Source organism: Flavobacterium sp. 270 (assembly GCF_004368785.1).
Taxonomy (GTDB): Bacteria; Bacteroidota; Bacteroidia; order Flavobacteriales; family Flavobacteriaceae; genus Flavobacterium.
In genome coordinates, this window is record NZ_SODM01000001.1 from 209,025 (window position 1) to 226,195 (window position 17,171).

The following is a 17,171-nucleotide window of genomic DNA, read 5'->3' on the forward strand; positions in this document are numbered from 1 at the left end:
TATAACGCCAATAATTAGAAACCTAATTATTAATAAAAAAGCCCTACTAAATTCATAGCAGGGCTTAAAATAATATTTTATGAAAATTGCTTTTAGAAAGCTACATTCCATCTAGGTAATTTACCATTTGTATCTAAGAAATTCTGTAAAACCTGTCCTTCAACAGTCGTTGGGATTCCTTTTGTATCAGCATTAAAAGTTTCATACCAAACTACTTCTAGAGCAGCAATTGTTTCTAATTTCATTTGCGCTGGCCAAGAATATTTTCTTCCCGTTTTTGCAAATTGATGTCCGTTTACGATTTTATCGTACAAACCACCATTTTTACTCTTAAGAGTTCCATCATTCTGAACAGTTCCTGTAGAACCAACCATTATTAATTCTTTTGCATCACCTTCTACAGCGTACACAACAAAAACCCCTGCGCCAGATTCTGGAGCATTACAAACCTGTTCTAAACTATCTTCAACAGTAAATGTAAAGCTGTTGCTTGCTTTAAACTTTTCTAATTCTTTATACATATTTTTTTCTTTTAAGCTTCTGTCCCGATAGCTATCGGGACTAAGTCGCTAAGGTTTTTATCCTTTTTTTTAAATGGAAAAAAGTCTCAACAAAATATTGAGACTTTTTTGGAATTTATTATTTAAAAACTTGAAGATTATCCAAGTACTTCTTTTACTTTTTTACCAATTTCAGCTGGTGAATCAACAACGTGAATTCCATTGTCTCTCATAATTTGTTTTTTAGCAGCAGCTGTATCATCAGAACCACCAACAATAGCACCTGCGTGACCCATTGTTCTACCAGCAGGAGCAGTTTCTCCAGCGATAAAACCAACAACTGGTTTACGGTTACCATCAGCTTTAACCCATTTAGCAGCATCAGCTTCTAATTGACCTCCAATTTCACCAATCATGATGATAATTTCAGTTTCTGGATCATTCATTAATAATTCAACAGCTTCTTTAGTTGTAGTTCCAATAATTGGATCTCCACCAATACCAATAGCTGTAGTAATTCCTAAACCTTGTTTTACAACTTGGTCAGCAGCTTCGTAAGTTAAAGTTCCTGATTTAGAAACGATACCAACTGTTCCTTTTTTGAAAACAAAACCTGGCATAATACCAACTTTAGCTTCACCTGGAGTAATGATTCCAGGACAGTTTGGTCCAATTAATCTAGAATTTCTTTCTTTAACATAATTATTTGCTTTAATCATATCTGCTACAGGAATTCCTTCTGTAATCGCAATAATTACTTTGATTCCAGCATCAGCAGCTTCCATAATTGCATCAGCAGCAAAAGCAGGCGGTACAAAAATGATAGATGTATCAGCTCCAGCTTGATCTACAGCGTCTTTTACTGTATTAAAAACTGGACGGTCTAAATGGCTTGTCCCTCCTTTTCCCGGAGTAACACCACCAACAACATTAGTACCGTACTCAATCATTTGAGAAGCATGGAAAGTTCCTTCGCTTCCTGTAAATCCTTGAACAATTATTTTGGAATCTTTATTAACTAAAACACTCATGATATATATTTTATGTAGTTTTTAAAATTGTGATGCAAAAATAAGGTTTTGTAATCTATTTTAGCCCTTATAATGTCAAAAAAATATTAAGAAAATTGACTCATCTGATAACCTCGATAAAGTTTATCATCTTTTATCTGCCAAATCGTAACAAAATGGGCTAATAACATCTCTTCTCTAGGGTTCTCAATCGTTTTCACAAAATGAGAATAACGTACCGAAACCAAATCGTCTTCGGCTATTATATGACTGATTCTCACCTTAGAACGTACGTAAGCGCGACTAAGTTCATTTGCCATATCAACCATAGCCTGATAATTCATTTGAATTAATCCTGTCGTGCTGTGCCAATCCAATACAATTTCAGGATGCAAGTATGTTTTTAATACTTCGCCATCAATTAAAGCGTCTGATTTGTAAAATTTCTGAACAAATTCTTTGATAGACATATTATTTCAGTTTACTTAAAATTTCAGGAATCTTTTTGATATTAGCCAATTGCTTCAACTTTTCTCTTGATTCTTCGATTGGAGTTCCAAAATAAGATTTCCCTCCTTCAACCGATTTTGTAACTCCAGTCTGTCCCATAATAACAGCCTTAGCTCCTATTGTAATACCGCTGGTTGTACCTACCTGACCCCAAATTGTAACTTCATCTTCAATAATAACACAGCCTGCAATACCAGTTTGTGATGCTATTAAACATTTTTTTCCAATTACAGAATCATGTCCAACATGTACCTGATTGTCAATCTTTGTACCTTCGCCAATTGTAGTATCTCCTGTAACTCCTTTGTCTATTGTACAAAGTGCACCAATACCTACATTGTCTTCTATTACAACTCTTCCACCAGAAATTAACTGATCAAATCCATCTGGACGTTTTTTATAATAAAATGCATCTGCACCTAAAATTGTTCCTGCATGAATAATCACATTATCTCCAATTACGGTATGATCATAAATAGAAACATTAGAATGAATGATACAATTTTTACCAATTTTTACTTCATTCCCAACAAAACAATTGGGCTGAATTACAGTTCCTTCTCCAATTTCAGCAGAAATCGAGATTGAACTATTTGTAGCTTGAAAAGGCTTAAAATGTCTGGTTAAAGTATTAAAATCTCTAAAAGGATCATCAGAAATCAAAAGTGCTTTACCTTCTGGACAGTCAACTTTTTTATTAATTAAAACAATAGTTGCTGCTGATTGTAAAGCTTTATCGTAATATTTTGGATGGTCAACAAAAACAATATCTCCGGGTACAACAACATGAATTTCGTTCATGCCTAAAACCGGAAAGTTCTGGTCGCCTATAAATTCGCATTGAAGCAAATTTGCAATTTCTTGTAAAGAGTGAACTTTTGGAAATTTCATATAGTATAATTAGAAAATTTGTCAATTAGAAAATGTGTCAATTAAAAAATGAGTCAGTTAGAATATTGAATTCAAAATTATCTAATTGACTCATTGACAAATTATCTTAATTAAAAAACTACTCTTTTACACGCTCCATATAAGAACCTGAAGCAGTATCAATTTTAATTTTATCACCTTCGTTGATGAACAAAGGCACGTTTACATTTGCACCAGTTTCTACAGTCGCAGATTTAGTAGCATTTGTAGCCGTATTTCCTTTTACACCTGGTTCTGCATAAGTAACTTCAAGAATTACAGATGCCGGCATATCAACAGATAAAGGCAAATCAGTTTCAGTATTTACCTGAACCATTACACTTGTTCCTTCTTTTAATAATCCTGGAGCATCCAAGATATTTTTATTCAAAGAAATTTGCTCAAAAGATTCAGTATTCATAAAATGAAATTCATCTCCTTCAGCATATAAAAACTGGTAATTATGCGTTTCTACACGCACATCGTCAATTTTATGTCCTGCAGAAAATGTATTATCTAATACTCTTCCTGTAGTTAAACTTCTCAATTTTGTTCTTACGAAAGCAGGACCTTTTCCAGGTTTAACGTGAAGAAATTCAACAATTTTATAAATATCGTGATTGAATTTAATACACAATCCGTTTCTAATATCTGATGTAGATGCCATTTGTTTTTTATTTTAGATGTTAGAATGTAGATTTACTGAAACCTACATTCTTTATTTTTATTATTTAATATCTTAATCATTAATTCTCAGTTTAGAAATCCAAATCAGAAATCTAAAGTATAAAATTAATAATTTCCTGAATAACCTTTCATAATTCCTCTTGATGAATTTCTGATAAAATCCAGAATTTCATCTCTCTCAGGAGTAGCTTCCATTTCAGCTTCAATAATGCTTAAAGCTTGTGTTGTATTATAGTTCTTTTGATATAAAATTCTATAAATTTCTTGAATTTCTCTGATTTTCTCTGTGCTGAATCCTCTTCTTCGCAAACCTACAGAATTGATTCCTACATAAGATAAGGGCTCTTTTGCTGCTTTTGTATAAGGCGGCACATCTTTTCTAACCAAAGATCCTCCAGAAATCATTGCGTGATCTCCAATATGAATAAATTGGTGAATCGCTGCTAATCCGCCAATTACGGCATGATTACCAACAACTACGTGACCTGCAAGAGCAACTCCGTTTACGATAATAGCATTGTTTCCAATCTCGCAATCGTGAGCAATGTGAGCATATGCCATAACTAAACAATTGTTTCCTAAAATGGTTTGTCCAGAAGCAATTGTTCCTCTATTTATAGTTACACATTCTCTAATAGTGCAATTATCTCCAATAATTGCAAGAGAATCTTCTCCTCCAAATTTTAAATCTTGTGGCACAGCAGAAATTACGGCTCCTGGAAAAATATTACAATTTTTTCCAATTCGCGCACCTTCCATGATCGTCACGTTTGAACCAATCCAAGTACCATCCCCAATAATAACATTGTTGTGGATTGTTGTAAAAGGCTCAATTACAACGTTTTTAGCGATTTTAGCGCCAGGATGAACATATGCTAATGGTTGATTCATTATGTATGTTTTATATTTTAAATTAAAATAAGTCTGATTTGGGCAACAAACCTAAACAATAAAATTGATTTATATTATTGTTTTCTTGCAATTTGCGCCATTAATTCTGCCTCAGTAACTAATTTCCCGTTTGCGTATGCATTTGCCTGCATATGACAAATTCCTCTTCTGATAGGAGAAATCAACTCGCATTTGAAAATTAAGGTATCACCCGGCAATACTTTATGCTTGAATTTAACATTATCTATTTTCATAAAATAAGTCAAATAATTTTCTGGATCCGGTACAGTACTCAATACCAAAATTCCACCTGTCTGAGCCATAGCTTCAACAATTAAAACCCCCGGCATAACTGGTGCTTCCGGAAAATGTCCAACAAAGAAATTTTCATTCATTGTAACATTTTTCAAACCAACAACGTGGCTAGAAGACATTTCGATAATTCTGTCGATCAATAAAAATGGAGGTCTATGAGGAAGAACAGCCATAATTTTATGAATATCCATCAAAGGCTCTTGGTTCAAATCGTAAACCGGAACATGATTTCTTTGCTCGATTTTTATAATTTTTGCCATCTTTTTTGCAAACTGAGTGTTTACAAAGTGACCTGGTTTGTTTGCAATAATTTTCCCCTGAATACGAACACCAATTAAAGCTAAATCTCCAACTACATCAAGTAATTTGTGTCTTGCTGCTTCGTTTGGATAATGCAATGTAAGATTATCTAAAACACCGTTTGGTTTTACAGAAATTTTATCTTTTCCAAAGGCTTTCTTTAAATTTTCCATTGTACTTTCAGATATTTCTTTATCTACATATACAATTGCATTATTTAAATCACCACCTTTAATTAATCCGTTTTCTAATAAAGATTCTAACTCATGTAAAAAACTAAAAGTTCTTGAATGTGAAATTTCATCTTTAAAATCAGTTAGGTTTTTCATTGTAGCATTTTGAGTACCTAAAACTTTAGTACCAAAATCTACCATTGCAGTAACCTGATATTCATCGCTTGGCATAACCAAAATCTCGCTTCCGGTAGTTTCATCAGTAAAAGAAATAACCTCTTTTACTACATATACATTACGTTTAGCATCTTGCTCTTCTATACCAGCTTTTTCAATTGCTTCAACAAAATATTTTGAAGAACCATCCATAATAGGAAGTTCAGAAGCATTTAATTCTATTATAACGTTATCCAAATCACAACCTACTAATGCAGCTAAAACGTGTTCTGGAGTCTGAATTTTTACGCCTAATTTCTCAAGGTTTGTACCTCTTTGAGTATTAACAACATAATTAGCATCAGCCTCAATGACTGGTTGCCCTTGCAAATCTACTCTTACAAAAGTGAAACCATTATTAATTGGAGCAGGTTTAAAAGTCATTGTAACTTCTTTACCAGTGTGTAATCCAACTCCTGTTAGTGAAATTTCATTCTTGATGGTCTTCTGTTTAACCATTATTTCCATTTTTTGGGTTTATTATTTGTTTTTTTAAATCTTCTAGTTCGGCTACAATTTTAGGTAAGTTCTTAAAATGAACATACGACTTACTGAAATCGCTTAAATTAAATGTTGGACTTCCTTGCAAAATTTCACCGTCTTTTATGTTTCTAGTAACACCAGACTGCGCCTGAACTCGAACATTATTACCGATTGTTAAGTGGCCTACAATACCAACTTGTCCTCCAATCATACAGTTTTCTCCAATTTTTGTAGAACCCGCTACACCAGTCTGGGCAGCAATAATCGTATTTTTTCCGATCTCTACATTATGTGCAATCTGTATCTGATTGTCTAATTTTACTCCTTTTCTGATAATGGTAGAGCCCAGAGTCGCTCTATCTATAGTAGTATTAGCTCCAACATCTACATTATCTTCTATGATTACATTACCAATCTGTGGTACTTTATCATATTCTCCGTCTTCATTTGGGGCAAAACCAAAACCATCTGCGCCAATAATTGCTCCCGAATGTATCGTACAAAAATCACCAATTACAGTTTCTGAATATATTTTTGCGCCTGCAAAAATATATACATTATCACCAATAATAACATTATCACCAATAAAACTGTTTGGATAAATTTTTACATTCTCACCCAAAACCACATTTTGACCTACATAACTAAAAGCACCTAAATATAAATTTTCGCCATATTTAGTTCCTTCAGAAAGAAAAGAATTCGTTTCAATTCCGTTTTTATTCAATTTTACCTGATTATAAAACTGCAATAGTTTAGAAAAAGAAGCATAAGCATCCTCTACTTTTATTAAAGTTGTAGTAATTTCAGATTCTGGTATAAAGCTGTCATTAACAATAGTTACTGAAGCTTTTGTAGTATATATATGATTGATATATTTAGGGTTAGCCAAAAAAGTAAGCGATCCTTCCTCCCCTTCTTCTATTTTAGAAAGCCGAGAAACTTCTGCATTGGGATTCCCAACAACTTCTCCTTCTAAAATTCCTGCTATTTGTTCTGCTGTAAATTTCATCGCGACAAAAATATAAAAAATAGATTTTAAATGTTAATTTTAGATAAGTTGTTTTGGGAAACAGATATAATATTTTGTTACTAATTTAGATAACGATTTCAAATTCAGCTGATCAGACGCTTCAACAACATCCTCAATTGTTTTATCTTTTTTCAAAATTCGTATAGGTTCTGCTTCTTTACTGTACGCCTGATTTTTAATTTTTCCTCTAAAAATAAAATATCCAGCTTCTAAAAGACTAACATTATGATCGTTAGCAAATTCTTCTTTTAAAGTTTGAGATTCTTCCATTGGAATTTTCTCTGCACTTAATTTTATTTTTAGTAAATCTCTGTTAATGATCATTTTACTTAAAGTAGAAAGAATAAAATCATCATGTCGCTGCCAGGCTTTTAATGCGCTGATAATATCAAAATCATCCAATTGAGAAAACAAATCCAATTTTTCTGCATCAAAATTCTCCAAAGTAATTTTATTTTGCATAAAATATTTAAGCGGTTCACTGCAAGGCAGATTTACACCTTTTAAAGTCAATTCTTTGGCACGTTTTAAAACTTTCATCAAGATTAATTCAGCCACCAGACTTGTTTTATGTAAATAAGCCTGCCAGTACATTAATCGTCTCGAAAGCAAGAACTTTTCTACCGAATAAATTCCTTTTTCTTCTATTACCAAAACATCATCAACAACATTCATCATCTGAATCAAACGTTCAGAATTTACATTTCCCTCGGCAACACCGGTATAAAAACTATCCCGTTTTAAATAATCCATTCTGTCCATATCCAATTGACTTGAAATCAATTGCAACAGGAATTTTCTATGATATTCTCCTTTAAAAACCTGAATCGCTAAACTTAATTTTCCGTCAAATTCATCATTAAGCTGATTCATAAATAATAACGAAATAGCCTCGTGATTTACATCTTCAACAATACTTTTTTCCATAGCATGAGAAAACGGTCCGTGACCAATATCGTGAAGTAAAATTGCAATCAAGACTGCACATTCTTCTTCTGTAGTTATTGCAACTCCTTTAAAACGAAGTGTTTCTACAGCTTTCTGCATTAAATGCATACAACCTAAGGCATGATGAAAACGTGTGTGATTGGCTCCCGGATATACCAAATACGATAAACCCATTTGCGAAATACGGCGCAGACGCTGAAAATACGGATGCTGAATTAAATCGTAGATAAGTTCGTTCGGAATACTGATAAAACCATAAATGGGATCATTGAATATTTTTAGTTTATTGATTTGAGTCACTATTAGGTTCTTTTTTAGGTCAACAAATATAAGTAATTAACTATAATTCTTCCTTTGTTTTTTATTTAAAAATCAACATAATACAATCTTGATTTTAAGCATCATTATTCAACAAAAAACAATAATCAAAATAAAATCACGATGGATTAATCTGAATTTTATACTATTTTTAATACTTTTTAAGTTCTATACTTTTAAATTGCATTAAAATTAATTTGTTTATGGATAAGATAAAAATACTTTGGGTCGATGATGAAATCGATCTTTTAAAGCCACACATATTATTTCTTGAAAAGAAAAATTACGAAGTTACAACCTGCAACAACGGTTTAGACGCTATTGCTTTGTTTGAAGAAGACAATTTTGATATTGTTTTTTTAGATGAAAATATGCCCGGAATGAGTGGTTTAGAAACACTTTCTGAAATGAAAGAGAAAAAATCAGCCATTCCGATGATTATGATCACCAAAAGCGAAGAAGAATATATAATGGAAGAAGCCATTGGTTCTAAAATCGCTGATTATTTGATAAAACCCGTAAATCCGAATCAGATATTATTGAGTTTGAAGAAAAATCTGGATGATTCTAGATTAATTTCTGAAAAAACAACTTTAGATTATCAGAAAGAATTCAGGAAAATTTCTATGGAATTAGCGATGGTTAATTCTTATGAAGATTGGGTTGAACTCTACAAAAAATTACTTTTCTGGGAATTAAAATTAGAAAATATTAACGATCAGGCGATGATCGAAATCCTTGAATCACAAAAGGTTGAAGCTAATTCGCAATTCGGAAAATATATCGAACGTAATTATGAAGATTGGTTTGCGCCAAAAGCAGATAAACCAATTCAGTCACATGAATTATTTAAAGAATTAGTTGTTCCCGAAATTAAAAAGAAAGACAAGCCAATTCTTTTTGTTGTGATTGATAATCTGCGTTACGATCAATGGAAATCTTTTGAAACCGTAATTTCTAATTATTACAAACTAGAAAAAGAAGTTCCGTATTTTTCTATTCTTCCAACAGCAACACAATATGCCAGAAATGCAATATTTTCAGGATTAATGCCTTTGGATATGGAAAAAAAGCATCCTGAATATTGGAAAAATGATGTTGAAGACGGCGGAAAAAACCTTTATGAAGCAGAATTTCTTTCGGCACAATTAAAACGTTTGGGACTTAATATTAAGGAAGATTATTTTAAAATTACCAATTTTGCCAGCGGTAAAAAATTAGCCGAAAACTTTAAAGCCTTAAAAGGAAATGATTTGGTAACAGTGGTTTACAACTTTGTAGATATGCTGTCTCACGCCAAAACCGAAATGGATGTGGTAAAAGAATTAGCTTCTGATGATAAAGCGTACCGTTCGCTGACTTTAAGCTGGTTTAAAAATTCTCCTTTATTAGAAATTATTCAGCAAGCACAACTTTTAGGCTTCAAATTAATCCTGACAACAGATCACGGAACAATTAATGTAAAAAACCCGTCAAAAGTTGTTGGAGATAAAAATACAAGCTTAAATTTGCGTTACAAAACAGGTCGTAGTTTAACTTACGAGCAAAAAGATGTTTATGTAGTAAAAGAGCCAAAAGCAATTGGTTTACCTGCAATAAATATGAGCAGTTCGTTTATTTTTGCTAAAAATGATTACTTTTTGGCTTATGTAAACAACTATAATCATTATGTGAGTTATTATAAAAACACATACCAGCACGGAGGTATTTCATTAGAAGAAATGATTATTCCGTTTTTGGTATTTAATCCTAAATAATTGTTTTGTCACGAATTACACGAATTCTCACAAATTATTCTTTTTAATTTGAAGGAAAAAATTAGTGAGAATTCGTATAATCCGTGGCAAAAAAAAATAAAACAAGAAATGAATATCGTTTTTTCAGTAGATCAAATTCAGGAAGTAGCAGAGCAAATTCTGGCTTCAAATCCAAAAAAAATCATTCTTTTTAATGGAGAAATGGGCGTTGGTAAAACGACTTTAATCAAACAATTATGTAAAACTTTAGGAGTTGAAGGCGCAACAAGCAGTCCGACTTTTTCTTTAGTTAATGAATACAATACTTCTAATAATCAAACCGTTTACCATTTTGATTTCTACCGTTTAAATAAAGAAAACGAAGCACTGGACATGGGCGTTGACGATTATTTATATTCTGGAAATTGGTGTTTTATTGAATGGTCTGAGAAAATTGAAAGTTTAATTCCAGAAGAACATTCAACCATAAATATTGAGTTATTGGCTGATGGAAAAAGAGAATTAATTTTAAATTAAAACTCTACGGATTCTAAACGAATCTCTATGCAGATTTCTAACACAAAGTTTCTCAAAGATTACACAAAGAATAAATAAGATTTCACGAAATGAATACTACAGATGCCGTAGAAATAATTCCTTTTTCATCCGACTTAAAAGAACACATAAAAACCTTAAATAAAGCCTGGCTAGAAAAATATTTTAAGGTTGAAGAAAAAGACGAATTAACACTTTCTAATCCGCAGGAAGAAATTATTGATAAAGGCGGCATGATTTTCTACGCCAGATATAACAATGAAATCATCGGCACTTTTTCTTTAATGAAAGTTAACGATACTACTTTTGAATTAAGCAAAATGGCTGTTTCGGATCAAGCGCAAGGCCTCGGAATTGGAACCAAAATGCTTCTTCATTGTTTTGCTGTTGCCGAAGAAATGACATTAAAAGGCTTCTTTTATATTCTAATAGAAAACTCCTTTCAGCTATACATTTATATAAAAAATTTGGCTTTGTTGAAATTCCTTTAGAAGATGGAATTTACGAAAGGGCCGATATTAAAATGGAAAAAATACTACGCTAATTATTAATGTTTTATTAGCAGAATATTTCTACTAATTTTAAAACTTTTTACGTAATTTGTACCCTTAATATTTTTGAATAATACATGTCAATTACCTTAACCCCATTTACGAAACAACAATTACTGCCACAAGAAGAAAAACTTGAAGTTGGTAAATTTAAAAGAGAACTTTTTATAGGAATTCCTAAAGAAACAAGTTATCAAGAACGTCGTATTTGCCTGACTCCAGACGCTGTAAACTCCTTAACTTACGAAGGACACCGCGTTATGATAGAATCTGGAGCCGGAGAAAGTTCAAGTTATTCAGACAAAGAATATTCAGACGCTGGCGCAGAAGTAACAAAAGACACCAAGAAAGTTTTTGGTTGTCCGATGTTATTAAAAGTTGAACCGCCAACTTTGGCAGAAATCAAAATGATCAATCCCGAAACAATTATTATTTCGGCTATTCAGCTAAAAACAAAAAAGAAAGAATACTTTGAAGCCTTAGCTCAAAAAAAGATAACCGCTCTTGCTTTTGAATATATTAAAGATGAAGACGGATCTTACCCTGCAGTAAAGTCGTTAAGCGAAATTGCCGGAACTGCATCAATACTTATTGCAGCCGAATTAATGATTACTGACGAATTCGGAAAAGGACTTTTATTTGGAAACATTACCGGCGTTCCTCCTACCGAAGTAGTTATCTTAGGCGCAGGAACAGTTGGAGAATTTGCTGCTAAAACTGCCATTGGCTTAGGAGCAAACGTAAAAGTTTTTGATAATTCGATTACCAAATTACGTCGTTTACAGAACAATTTAAATCAAAGAATTTTCACTTCTACCGTTCAGCAAAAAGCATTATTAAAAGCGTTAAGACGTTGTGATGTTGCTATTGGCGCCATGCGAGGCAAAGAACGCTGTCCTATTATAGTAACCGAAACTATGGTAGAACACATGAAAAAAGGTGCTGTTATTGTTGACGTTAGTATTGACACCGGAGGTTGTTTTGAAACTTCTGAAGTCACTACTCACGAAAAACCTACATTTATAAAAAGTAATGTTTTGCATTACTGCGTACCTAATATTCCATCAAGATATTCTAAAACTGCCTCACTTTCAATCAGTAATATCCTGACTCCTTATCTGTTACAGATCGCAGAAGATGGCGGATTAGAAAGCGCGATTAGATGTAATAAAGGTTTAAAAAACGGAATCTATTTATACCACGGAATCCTTACAAATAAAGCTATTGGCGAATGGTTTGATTTACCTGATAACGATATTAATTTACTTGTATTTTAAGGGAACTTTAATGTACCTTTGCCAAAAATTTATTTCATGAAGTTCGTACACCGTTTTGCTTATTATTTGATTGGTTTAATTATGGGATGCTTTTTTGTAGCCCTTGTTTTTAGTGGAAAAGACACCAGATGTAACTACTTCCCAAATGCCAGAGTCCTAAATAATTTACGCACAAAACCTTTTCAATATTCTCCAAAAGCAATCCAGACTTTAAACGAAAAATGGGTCGATACTGCTGATGTTAGAAAAACGCTAACTTTCGGGGATGTTGATTTTGACCAAAGTAATGTACCTTTCAAAAAAGGTAAACTTTATATTATTGAAGGCAAAACTGTAAAAAATCAGGAAATTATCTTAAAAGTAGTTAACTACGAAAACAAAGCTGTTTTAGAAGAAATTGTAAAGAAATAAGTTTTTTTGTTTCTCGCAGATTTTGCAGATTCAACAGATTTATTTTTTTATCCTATTTTTTGTCATTTCGACTGAAAGGAGAAATCGCACTAGAAATTCTACAAAGATTGATTTTATCACTTTGCGGAAATACTAGTGCGATTTCTCCTTTCAGTCGAAATCAAAAACTAAGTCAAAAAATTCAAAGTTTCCCCTTTGAACCTTTGTCCCTCTGAAACTTTGAACCTCAAACTACCATTCTATTTCTTTCATTCCTTTAGATTTCAAGAAAGCATTAGTTTGACTAAAATGTTTATTTCCAAACCAAAAACCTCTGTTTGCACTTAAAGGCGAAGGATGTCCAGATTTTAAAATATGATGTTTTGATGCATCAATTAAAGCTGCTTTCTTTTGGGCAAAACCTCCCCAAAGCAGAAAAACAACATTTTCACTATTTGCAGAAATTTGTTTGATAACAGCATCTGTAAATTTTTCCCAGCCTTTTCCTTGATGACTTCCGGCTTCAGCTTGTCTAACGGTTAAAGTAGCATTTAAAAGAAAAACGCCCTGATCTGCCCAACGTTCCAGATTTCCCGTTTTCGGCATTGGTTTATTTAAATCCGTTTCGATTTCTTTAAAAATATTTTGAAGAGAAGGCGGAAACGGAATTCCATCATTTACAGAAAAACACAATCCATTTGCCTGATTTGGGCCGTGATAAGGATCTTGTCCAATAATTACCACTTTTACCTGATCAAAATGACAATGATCAAAGGCTGAAAAAATCTGGCTTCCCTTTGGGTAACAAACTTTAGTTGCATATTCCGATTTTACGAAAGCAATTAATTCATTGAAATAGGGTTTCTCAAATTCCTCATTCAAAACTGGTTTCCAAGAATCATGCATTTTAACGTCCATAAGTTTTTTTATGCTAAATTCGGAAATTTTATATTGAAATCATATTTGGCATCCATAAATTTAGACTCAAAGTTTGTAGAATTCAATCATATAGTTTTTGTACTTTTGTGTATACTTTGTTAGAAAAATTAAATGATCAGTATTACAGAAAAAACATTACAGGATTTACAATTTCCAACGGTTCTAGAAACCATTTCGGCAGGATGTAACACCGATATCGGAAAAGAAAAAGCCTTAAATATAACTCCTTTTAGAGATAAAGAAACTTTGATGCAGGCTTTGATGCAGACATCAGAATATGTTTCGTCATTCCAGAATAATAACGCAATTCCAAATCATGGTTTCGATGCTATTACAAACGAAATCAAGTTTTTAGCAATAGAAGATAGTTTCTTGGAAGTAGGCAGTTTTAGAAAAATTGCAACACTTTCTTCAACATCAAATTTTCTATTGAATTTCTTAAAAAAATTCGACGATTATTATCCAAATTTAAATGCAAGAGCTGCGAGAGTAGAATACACAAAAGATATTGTTACACTTATTGATGCCATTGTAGATAAATATGGAGAAATAAAAGACAACGCCTCTCCTGCTCTTTTGAGCATTCGCCAAAACATGAATATTGTGCGCGGAAAAGTAAACCAAAGTTTTGGAGTGGCACTTACACATAACAATAGTCTCGGATATCTAGATGATATTAAAGAAAGTTTTGTGCAGAACCGCAGGGTTTTAGCAGTTTTAGCAATGTATCGCCGAAAGGTAAAAGGCTCTATTTTAGGAAGTTCTAAAACAGGAAGTATCGCTTATATCGAACCAGAAGCGACCCTGCAATATTCAAGAGAATTAGCTAATTTGGAATACGAGGAGAAAGAAGAAATTACGAGAATCCTAAAACAATTATCAAATTCGATTCGTCCTTTTTTACCTTTATTAATTGAATATCAGGAATTTTTAAGTGATATTGACGTCGTTGCCGGGAAAGCAAAATACGCCAACAGAATAAATGGAATTCTTCCGACAATTACGGAAGAAAGAAGATTATATTTTAGAGAAGCGTATCATCCGATTTTGTATTTGAATAATAAGCAAAAAAACGAAGTTACGCATCCGCAAACTATTGAATTAAAACAAGATAATAGAATTATTGTAATTTCTGGACCGAATGCGGGAGGAAAAACAATTTCGCTTAAAACAGTTGGTTTATTACAATTAATGTTGCAATCCGGAATGTTGATTCCCGTGCACGAACGAAGCGAAACTTTCTTGTTTGATAGAATCTTAACGGACATTGGAGACAATCAATCTATTGAAAATCACCTAAGTACATATAGTTATCGATTAAAAAACATGAATTATTTCTTGAAGAAATGCAACAAGAAAACCATGTTTTTAATTGACGAATTTGGTACTGGTTCTGATCCTGAACTTGGAGGAGCTTTGGCTGAAATTTTCTTAGAAGAATTTTACCATCGTGAAGCTTTCGGAATTATTACAACGCATTATTCAAACTTAAAAATTCTTGCCAACGAATTGCCTTTTGCTACAAACGCGAATATGATGTTTGATGAAAAATCTCTGGAACCAATGTACAAATTGGCTCTCGGTCAGGCCGGTAGTTCTTTTACTTTTGAAGTTGCTTTGAAAAATGGAATTCCGTTTGGATTGATAAATCGTGCCAAAAAGAAAATCGAAGTTGGTAAAGTTCGTTTTGATAAAACAATTGCGACACTTCAGAAAGAACGTTCGAAACTCGAAAAAACTTCTATCAACTTGAAAGAAGAAGAAACCAGAGCGCGCGAGGAAAGCAAAAAGATGGAAAACATCAATGTAAAAATCAAACAAAAACTGGAAAGCTATCAGGAATTGTATGACAGCAATCAAAAGATAATTTACATTGGTCAAAAAATTGAAGACATCTCGGAGAAATATTTCAACAATAAAAACAAAAAAGAACTGATTGGCGAATTTTTGAAAATTGTAGAGATTGAAAATTCTAAACGAAAAAAAGCAACTCCAAAAGAAACTAAAGCGATAATAGAAAAGAAAAAAGAAGTAATCGCCGAAGTTACTGTAAAAGTGGAAGAAATTCGAAAAGAGAAAAAAGAAAAGAAACTCAAACCTGTTATCGAAAAGCCAAAACCAATCTTAAAAGTCGGCGACCGAGTAAGAATGCTTGAAGGAAGATCGGTGGGAAGTATTGATTCAATTGAAAAAAATAAAGCAACTGTAAATTACGGAATTTTTACTTCGAAAGTAAGTTTGGATGAATTGGAGTTGGTTGAGGCTGTTAAAAAATAAATTTATTTCTAATCGCAAAGTCATTGCGAGGAACGAAGCAATCTCACTAAAACAAGCAAGCCATCTAAACATAATACCCTTAAAAGAGCCAATAAATAAAAGAAAAAAACAACAAAAGCAAAATAAAGCGATATAATAGATCATTTAACCAAAATATATCTTCTGATATTCTTAAATAAATAAAATCCATTATAAACAATTTATACAAGTCGTTTTTAATCGAAAAATATTATTGAAAAACAAAAATCAATAATTAAAATAAATAATAATAAGAAACTTACAAAACAGATTTTATCATTAAATTTGTAATTGGGAGAAATTGAAGTATCAAAATAAATTTGATTTTGTCTCTCATAAAACAATTTAAAGAAAAAAGATGAAACCAGGATTTGTATACATAATAACTAATAAATATCAAACTGTTGTTTACGCAGGAGTAACATCAAATCTACCAAAAAGAATATTAGAACATAAAAACAAAAAATATCAGAATTCATTTTCAGCTCGTTATGATGTAAGTATTTTAGTTTATTATGAACAATTTCAAATGATTGGAGATGCAATAGCAAGAGAAAAACAAATCAAAGCTGGTTCGAGAGAAACAAAAAATAATTTGATTCGTTCTATAAATCCGACCTGGAAAGATTTATTTGAAGAAATTGAAGACATAATGATTTTATAATTATAATTGAAATGGAAAAACCGGATGAGATTGCTTCGTTCCTCGCAATGACTACCAAAAATAAAAAAATAATCCTTTTCGACGGAGTTTGTAACTTATGTGATTCTGCTGTGCAGTATATTATCAAACATGACAAAAAAGATATTTTTAGATTCGTAGCTCTTCAATCTGAATTGGGAATTTCTATTTGTAAATATCTTGGGATCAGCTTCTCCAAAATGGACAGCATTATTTTGTATAATCCTGGCGTTGCTTATTTTTACAAATCTTCTGCCGTTATAGAAATTGGTAAAAACTTTGGCGGCTTTTGGAATTTGGTTTCTATTTTTAGAATTGTGCCAATTTTTATAAGTGATCGTATTTATGATTATGTTGCTAAAAATAGATATAATTGGTACGGGAAAAAAGAAAGCTGCATGATTCCTACTCCGGAATTGAAGGCTAAGTTTTTGTAAATTATTTTACTGATTG

18 protein-coding genes are annotated in these 17,171 nt (G+C 32.2%); 8 read left to right on the top strand and 10 right to left on the bottom strand.

What is annotated here, in order from left to right:
* Positions 1-92: 92 nt before the first annotated feature.
* The 9 genes from EV144_RS00945 to EV144_RS00985 all read right to left on the bottom strand — a co-directional run bounded on the left by EV144_RS00945 (position 93) and on the right by EV144_RS00985 (position 8,275).
* Entirely contained in the window at positions 93-521 is a 429-nt protein-coding gene (locus EV144_RS00945) for a hypothetical protein (protein ID WP_134145283.1), read from the bottom strand.
* Between the two features lie 137 nt (positions 522-658).
* On the bottom strand, positions 659-1,531 hold the full coding sequence (gene sucD / locus EV144_RS00950) for a succinate--CoA ligase subunit alpha (protein WP_031455321.1): 873 nt from the start codon (positions 1,529-1,531) through the stop codon (positions 659-661).
* 86 nt (positions 1,532-1,617) lie between these two features.
* A complete protein-coding gene (locus EV144_RS00955; RefSeq protein WP_134145285.1) occupies positions 1,618-1,980 on the bottom strand; it encodes a nuclear transport factor 2 family protein in 363 nt (120 codons plus the stop codon).
* A 1-nt stretch (position 1,981) separates the two neighbouring features.
* Entirely contained in the window at positions 1,982-2,911 is a 930-nt protein-coding gene (locus tag EV144_RS00960; RefSeq protein WP_134145287.1) for a UDP-3-O-(3-hydroxymyristoyl)glucosamine N-acyltransferase, read from the bottom strand.
* A 118-nt stretch (positions 2,912-3,029) separates the two neighbouring features.
* Positions 3,030-3,596 (bottom strand): elongation factor P, encoded by a 567-nt coding sequence (gene efp / locus EV144_RS00965; RefSeq protein ID WP_134145289.1) that lies wholly within the window; start codon positions 3,594-3,596, stop codon positions 3,030-3,032.
* Between the two features lie 125 nt (positions 3,597-3,721).
* Positions 3,722-4,507, bottom strand: coding sequence for an acyl-ACP--UDP-N-acetylglucosamine O-acyltransferase (lpxA, locus tag EV144_RS00970; RefSeq protein WP_134145291.1), 786 nt, complete (start codon positions 4,505-4,507; stop codon positions 3,722-3,724).
* A gap of 74 nt (positions 4,508-4,581) precedes the next feature.
* Positions 4,582-5,970 carry a bifunctional UDP-3-O-[3-hydroxymyristoyl] N-acetylglucosamine deacetylase/3-hydroxyacyl-ACP dehydratase gene (locus tag EV144_RS00975; protein WP_134145293.1) on the bottom strand — a complete coding sequence of 463 codons (1,389 nt, stop codon included), beginning with the start codon at positions 5,968-5,970 and terminating at the stop codon, positions 4,582-4,584.
* A complete protein-coding gene (lpxD, locus tag EV144_RS00980; protein WP_134145295.1) occupies positions 5,963-7,006 on the bottom strand; it encodes a UDP-3-O-(3-hydroxymyristoyl)glucosamine N-acyltransferase in 1,044 nt (347 codons plus the stop codon). Before lpxD ends, EV144_RS00975 begins: the two co-directional genes overlap by 8 nt.
* A 39-nt stretch (positions 7,007-7,045) precedes the next feature.
* Positions 7,046-8,275 (bottom strand): HD domain-containing protein, encoded by a 1,230-nt coding sequence (locus EV144_RS00985; RefSeq protein ID WP_134145297.1) that lies wholly within the window; start codon positions 8,273-8,275, stop codon positions 7,046-7,048.
* A 221-nt stretch (positions 8,276-8,496) separates the two neighbouring features.
* On the opposite strand from EV144_RS00985, the gene EV144_RS00990 reads away from it, so the two are divergent.
* The 5 genes from EV144_RS00990 to EV144_RS01010 all read left to right on the top strand — a co-directional run bounded on the left by EV144_RS00990 (position 8,497) and on the right by EV144_RS01010 (position 12,823).
* Entirely contained in the window at positions 8,497-10,050 is a 1,554-nt protein-coding gene (locus EV144_RS00990; RefSeq protein WP_134145299.1) for a bifunctional response regulator/alkaline phosphatase family protein, read from the top strand.
* Between the two features lie 60 nt (positions 10,051-10,110).
* On the top strand, positions 10,111-10,566 hold the full coding sequence (tsaE, locus tag EV144_RS00995; protein WP_262712215.1) for a tRNA (adenosine(37)-N6)-threonylcarbamoyltransferase complex ATPase subunit type 1 TsaE: 456 nt from the start codon (positions 10,111-10,113) through the stop codon (positions 10,564-10,566).
* Between the two features lie 89 nt (positions 10,567-10,655).
* The gene (locus tag EV144_RS01000) at positions 10,656-11,075 is read left to right on the top strand and encodes a GNAT family N-acetyltransferase (protein ID WP_317129068.1); all 420 of its coding nucleotides are present in this window, start codon (positions 10,656-10,658) and stop codon (positions 11,073-11,075) included.
* A gap of 137 nt (positions 11,076-11,212) precedes the next feature.
* Positions 11,213-12,412, top strand: coding sequence for an alanine dehydrogenase (locus EV144_RS01005; RefSeq protein WP_134145301.1), 1,200 nt, complete (start codon positions 11,213-11,215; stop codon positions 12,410-12,412).
* A 36-nt stretch (positions 12,413-12,448) separates the two neighbouring features.
* Entirely contained in the window at positions 12,449-12,823 is a 375-nt protein-coding gene (locus EV144_RS01010; protein ID WP_134145303.1) for a DUF4258 domain-containing protein, read from the top strand.
* A gap of 231 nt (positions 12,824-13,054) precedes the next feature.
* On the opposite strand, the gene EV144_RS01015 is transcribed toward EV144_RS01010, so the two are convergent.
* Positions 13,055-13,720, bottom strand: coding sequence for a uracil-DNA glycosylase (locus EV144_RS01015; protein WP_134145305.1), 666 nt, complete (start codon positions 13,718-13,720; stop codon positions 13,055-13,057).
* 132 nt (positions 13,721-13,852) lie between these two features.
* On the opposite strand from EV144_RS01015, the gene EV144_RS01020 reads away from it, so the two are divergent.
* The 3 genes from EV144_RS01020 (at position 13,853) to EV144_RS01030 (ending at position 17,155) form a co-directional block, all read left to right on the top strand.
* A complete protein-coding gene (locus EV144_RS01020; RefSeq protein WP_134145307.1) occupies positions 13,853-16,018 on the top strand; it encodes an endonuclease MutS2 in 2,166 nt (721 codons plus the stop codon).
* 376 nt (positions 16,019-16,394) lie between these two features.
* The gene (locus tag EV144_RS01025) at positions 16,395-16,700 is read left to right on the top strand and encodes a GIY-YIG nuclease family protein (protein WP_134145309.1); all 306 of its coding nucleotides are present in this window, start codon (positions 16,395-16,397) and stop codon (positions 16,698-16,700) included.
* Positions 16,701-16,711: 11 nt separating this feature from the next.
* Positions 16,712-17,155 (top strand): thiol-disulfide oxidoreductase DCC family protein, encoded by a 444-nt coding sequence (locus tag EV144_RS01030; protein WP_134145311.1) that lies wholly within the window; start codon positions 16,712-16,714, stop codon positions 17,153-17,155.
* The last annotated feature ends 16 nt before the right edge of the window (positions 17,156-17,171 follow it).

Bases quoted from the DNA above. Each gene is read 5' to 3' on its own strand.
- EV144_RS00990 (WP_134145299.1), top strand. From the start codon at position 8,497: ATGGATAAGATAAAAATACTTTGGGTCGATGATGAAATCGATCTTTTA.
- EV144_RS01005 (WP_134145301.1), top strand. From the start codon at position 11,213: ATGTCAATTACCTTAACCCCATTTACGAAACAACAATTACTGCCACAA.
- EV144_RS00960 (WP_134145287.1), bottom strand. From the start codon at position 2,911: ATGAAATTTCCAAAAGTTCACTCTTTACAAGAAATTGCAAATTTGCTT.
- EV144_RS00945 (WP_134145283.1), bottom strand. From the start codon at position 521: ATGTATAAAGAATTAGAAAAGTTTAAAGCAAGCAACAGCTTTACATTT.
- EV144_RS00955 (WP_134145285.1), bottom strand. From the start codon at position 1,980: ATGTCTATCAAAGAATTTGTTCAGAAATTTTACAAATCAGACGCTTTA.
- sucD (WP_031455321.1), bottom strand. From the start codon at position 1,531: ATGAGTGTTTTAGTTAATAAAGATTCCAAAATAATTGTTCAAGGATTT.
- EV144_RS01020 (WP_134145307.1), top strand. From the start codon at position 13,853: ATGATCAGTATTACAGAAAAAACATTACAGGATTTACAATTTCCAACG.
- EV144_RS01015 (WP_134145305.1), bottom strand. From the start codon at position 13,720: ATGGACGTTAAAATGCATGATTCTTGGAAACCAGTTTTGAATGAGGAA.
- EV144_RS00975 (WP_134145293.1), bottom strand. From the start codon at position 5,970: ATGGTTAAACAGAAGACCATCAAGAATGAAATTTCACTAACAGGAGTT.
- efp (WP_134145289.1), bottom strand. From the start codon at position 3,596: ATGGCATCTACATCAGATATTAGAAACGGATTGTGTATTAAATTCAAT.
- EV144_RS01030 (WP_134145311.1), top strand. From the start codon at position 16,712: ATGGAAAAACCGGATGAGATTGCTTCGTTCCTCGCAATGACTACCAAA.
- EV144_RS01010 (WP_134145303.1), top strand. From the start codon at position 12,449: ATGAAGTTCGTACACCGTTTTGCTTATTATTTGATTGGTTTAATTATG.
- lpxA (WP_134145291.1), bottom strand. From the start codon at position 4,507: ATGAATCAACCATTAGCATATGTTCATCCTGGCGCTAAAATCGCTAAA.
- EV144_RS01025 (WP_134145309.1), top strand. From the start codon at position 16,395: ATGAAACCAGGATTTGTATACATAATAACTAATAAATATCAAACTGTT.
- lpxD (WP_134145295.1), bottom strand. From the start codon at position 7,006: ATGAAATTTACAGCAGAACAAATAGCAGGAATTTTAGAAGGAGAAGTT.
- EV144_RS01000 (WP_317129068.1), top strand. From the start codon at position 10,656: ATGAATACTACAGATGCCGTAGAAATAATTCCTTTTTCATCCGACTTA.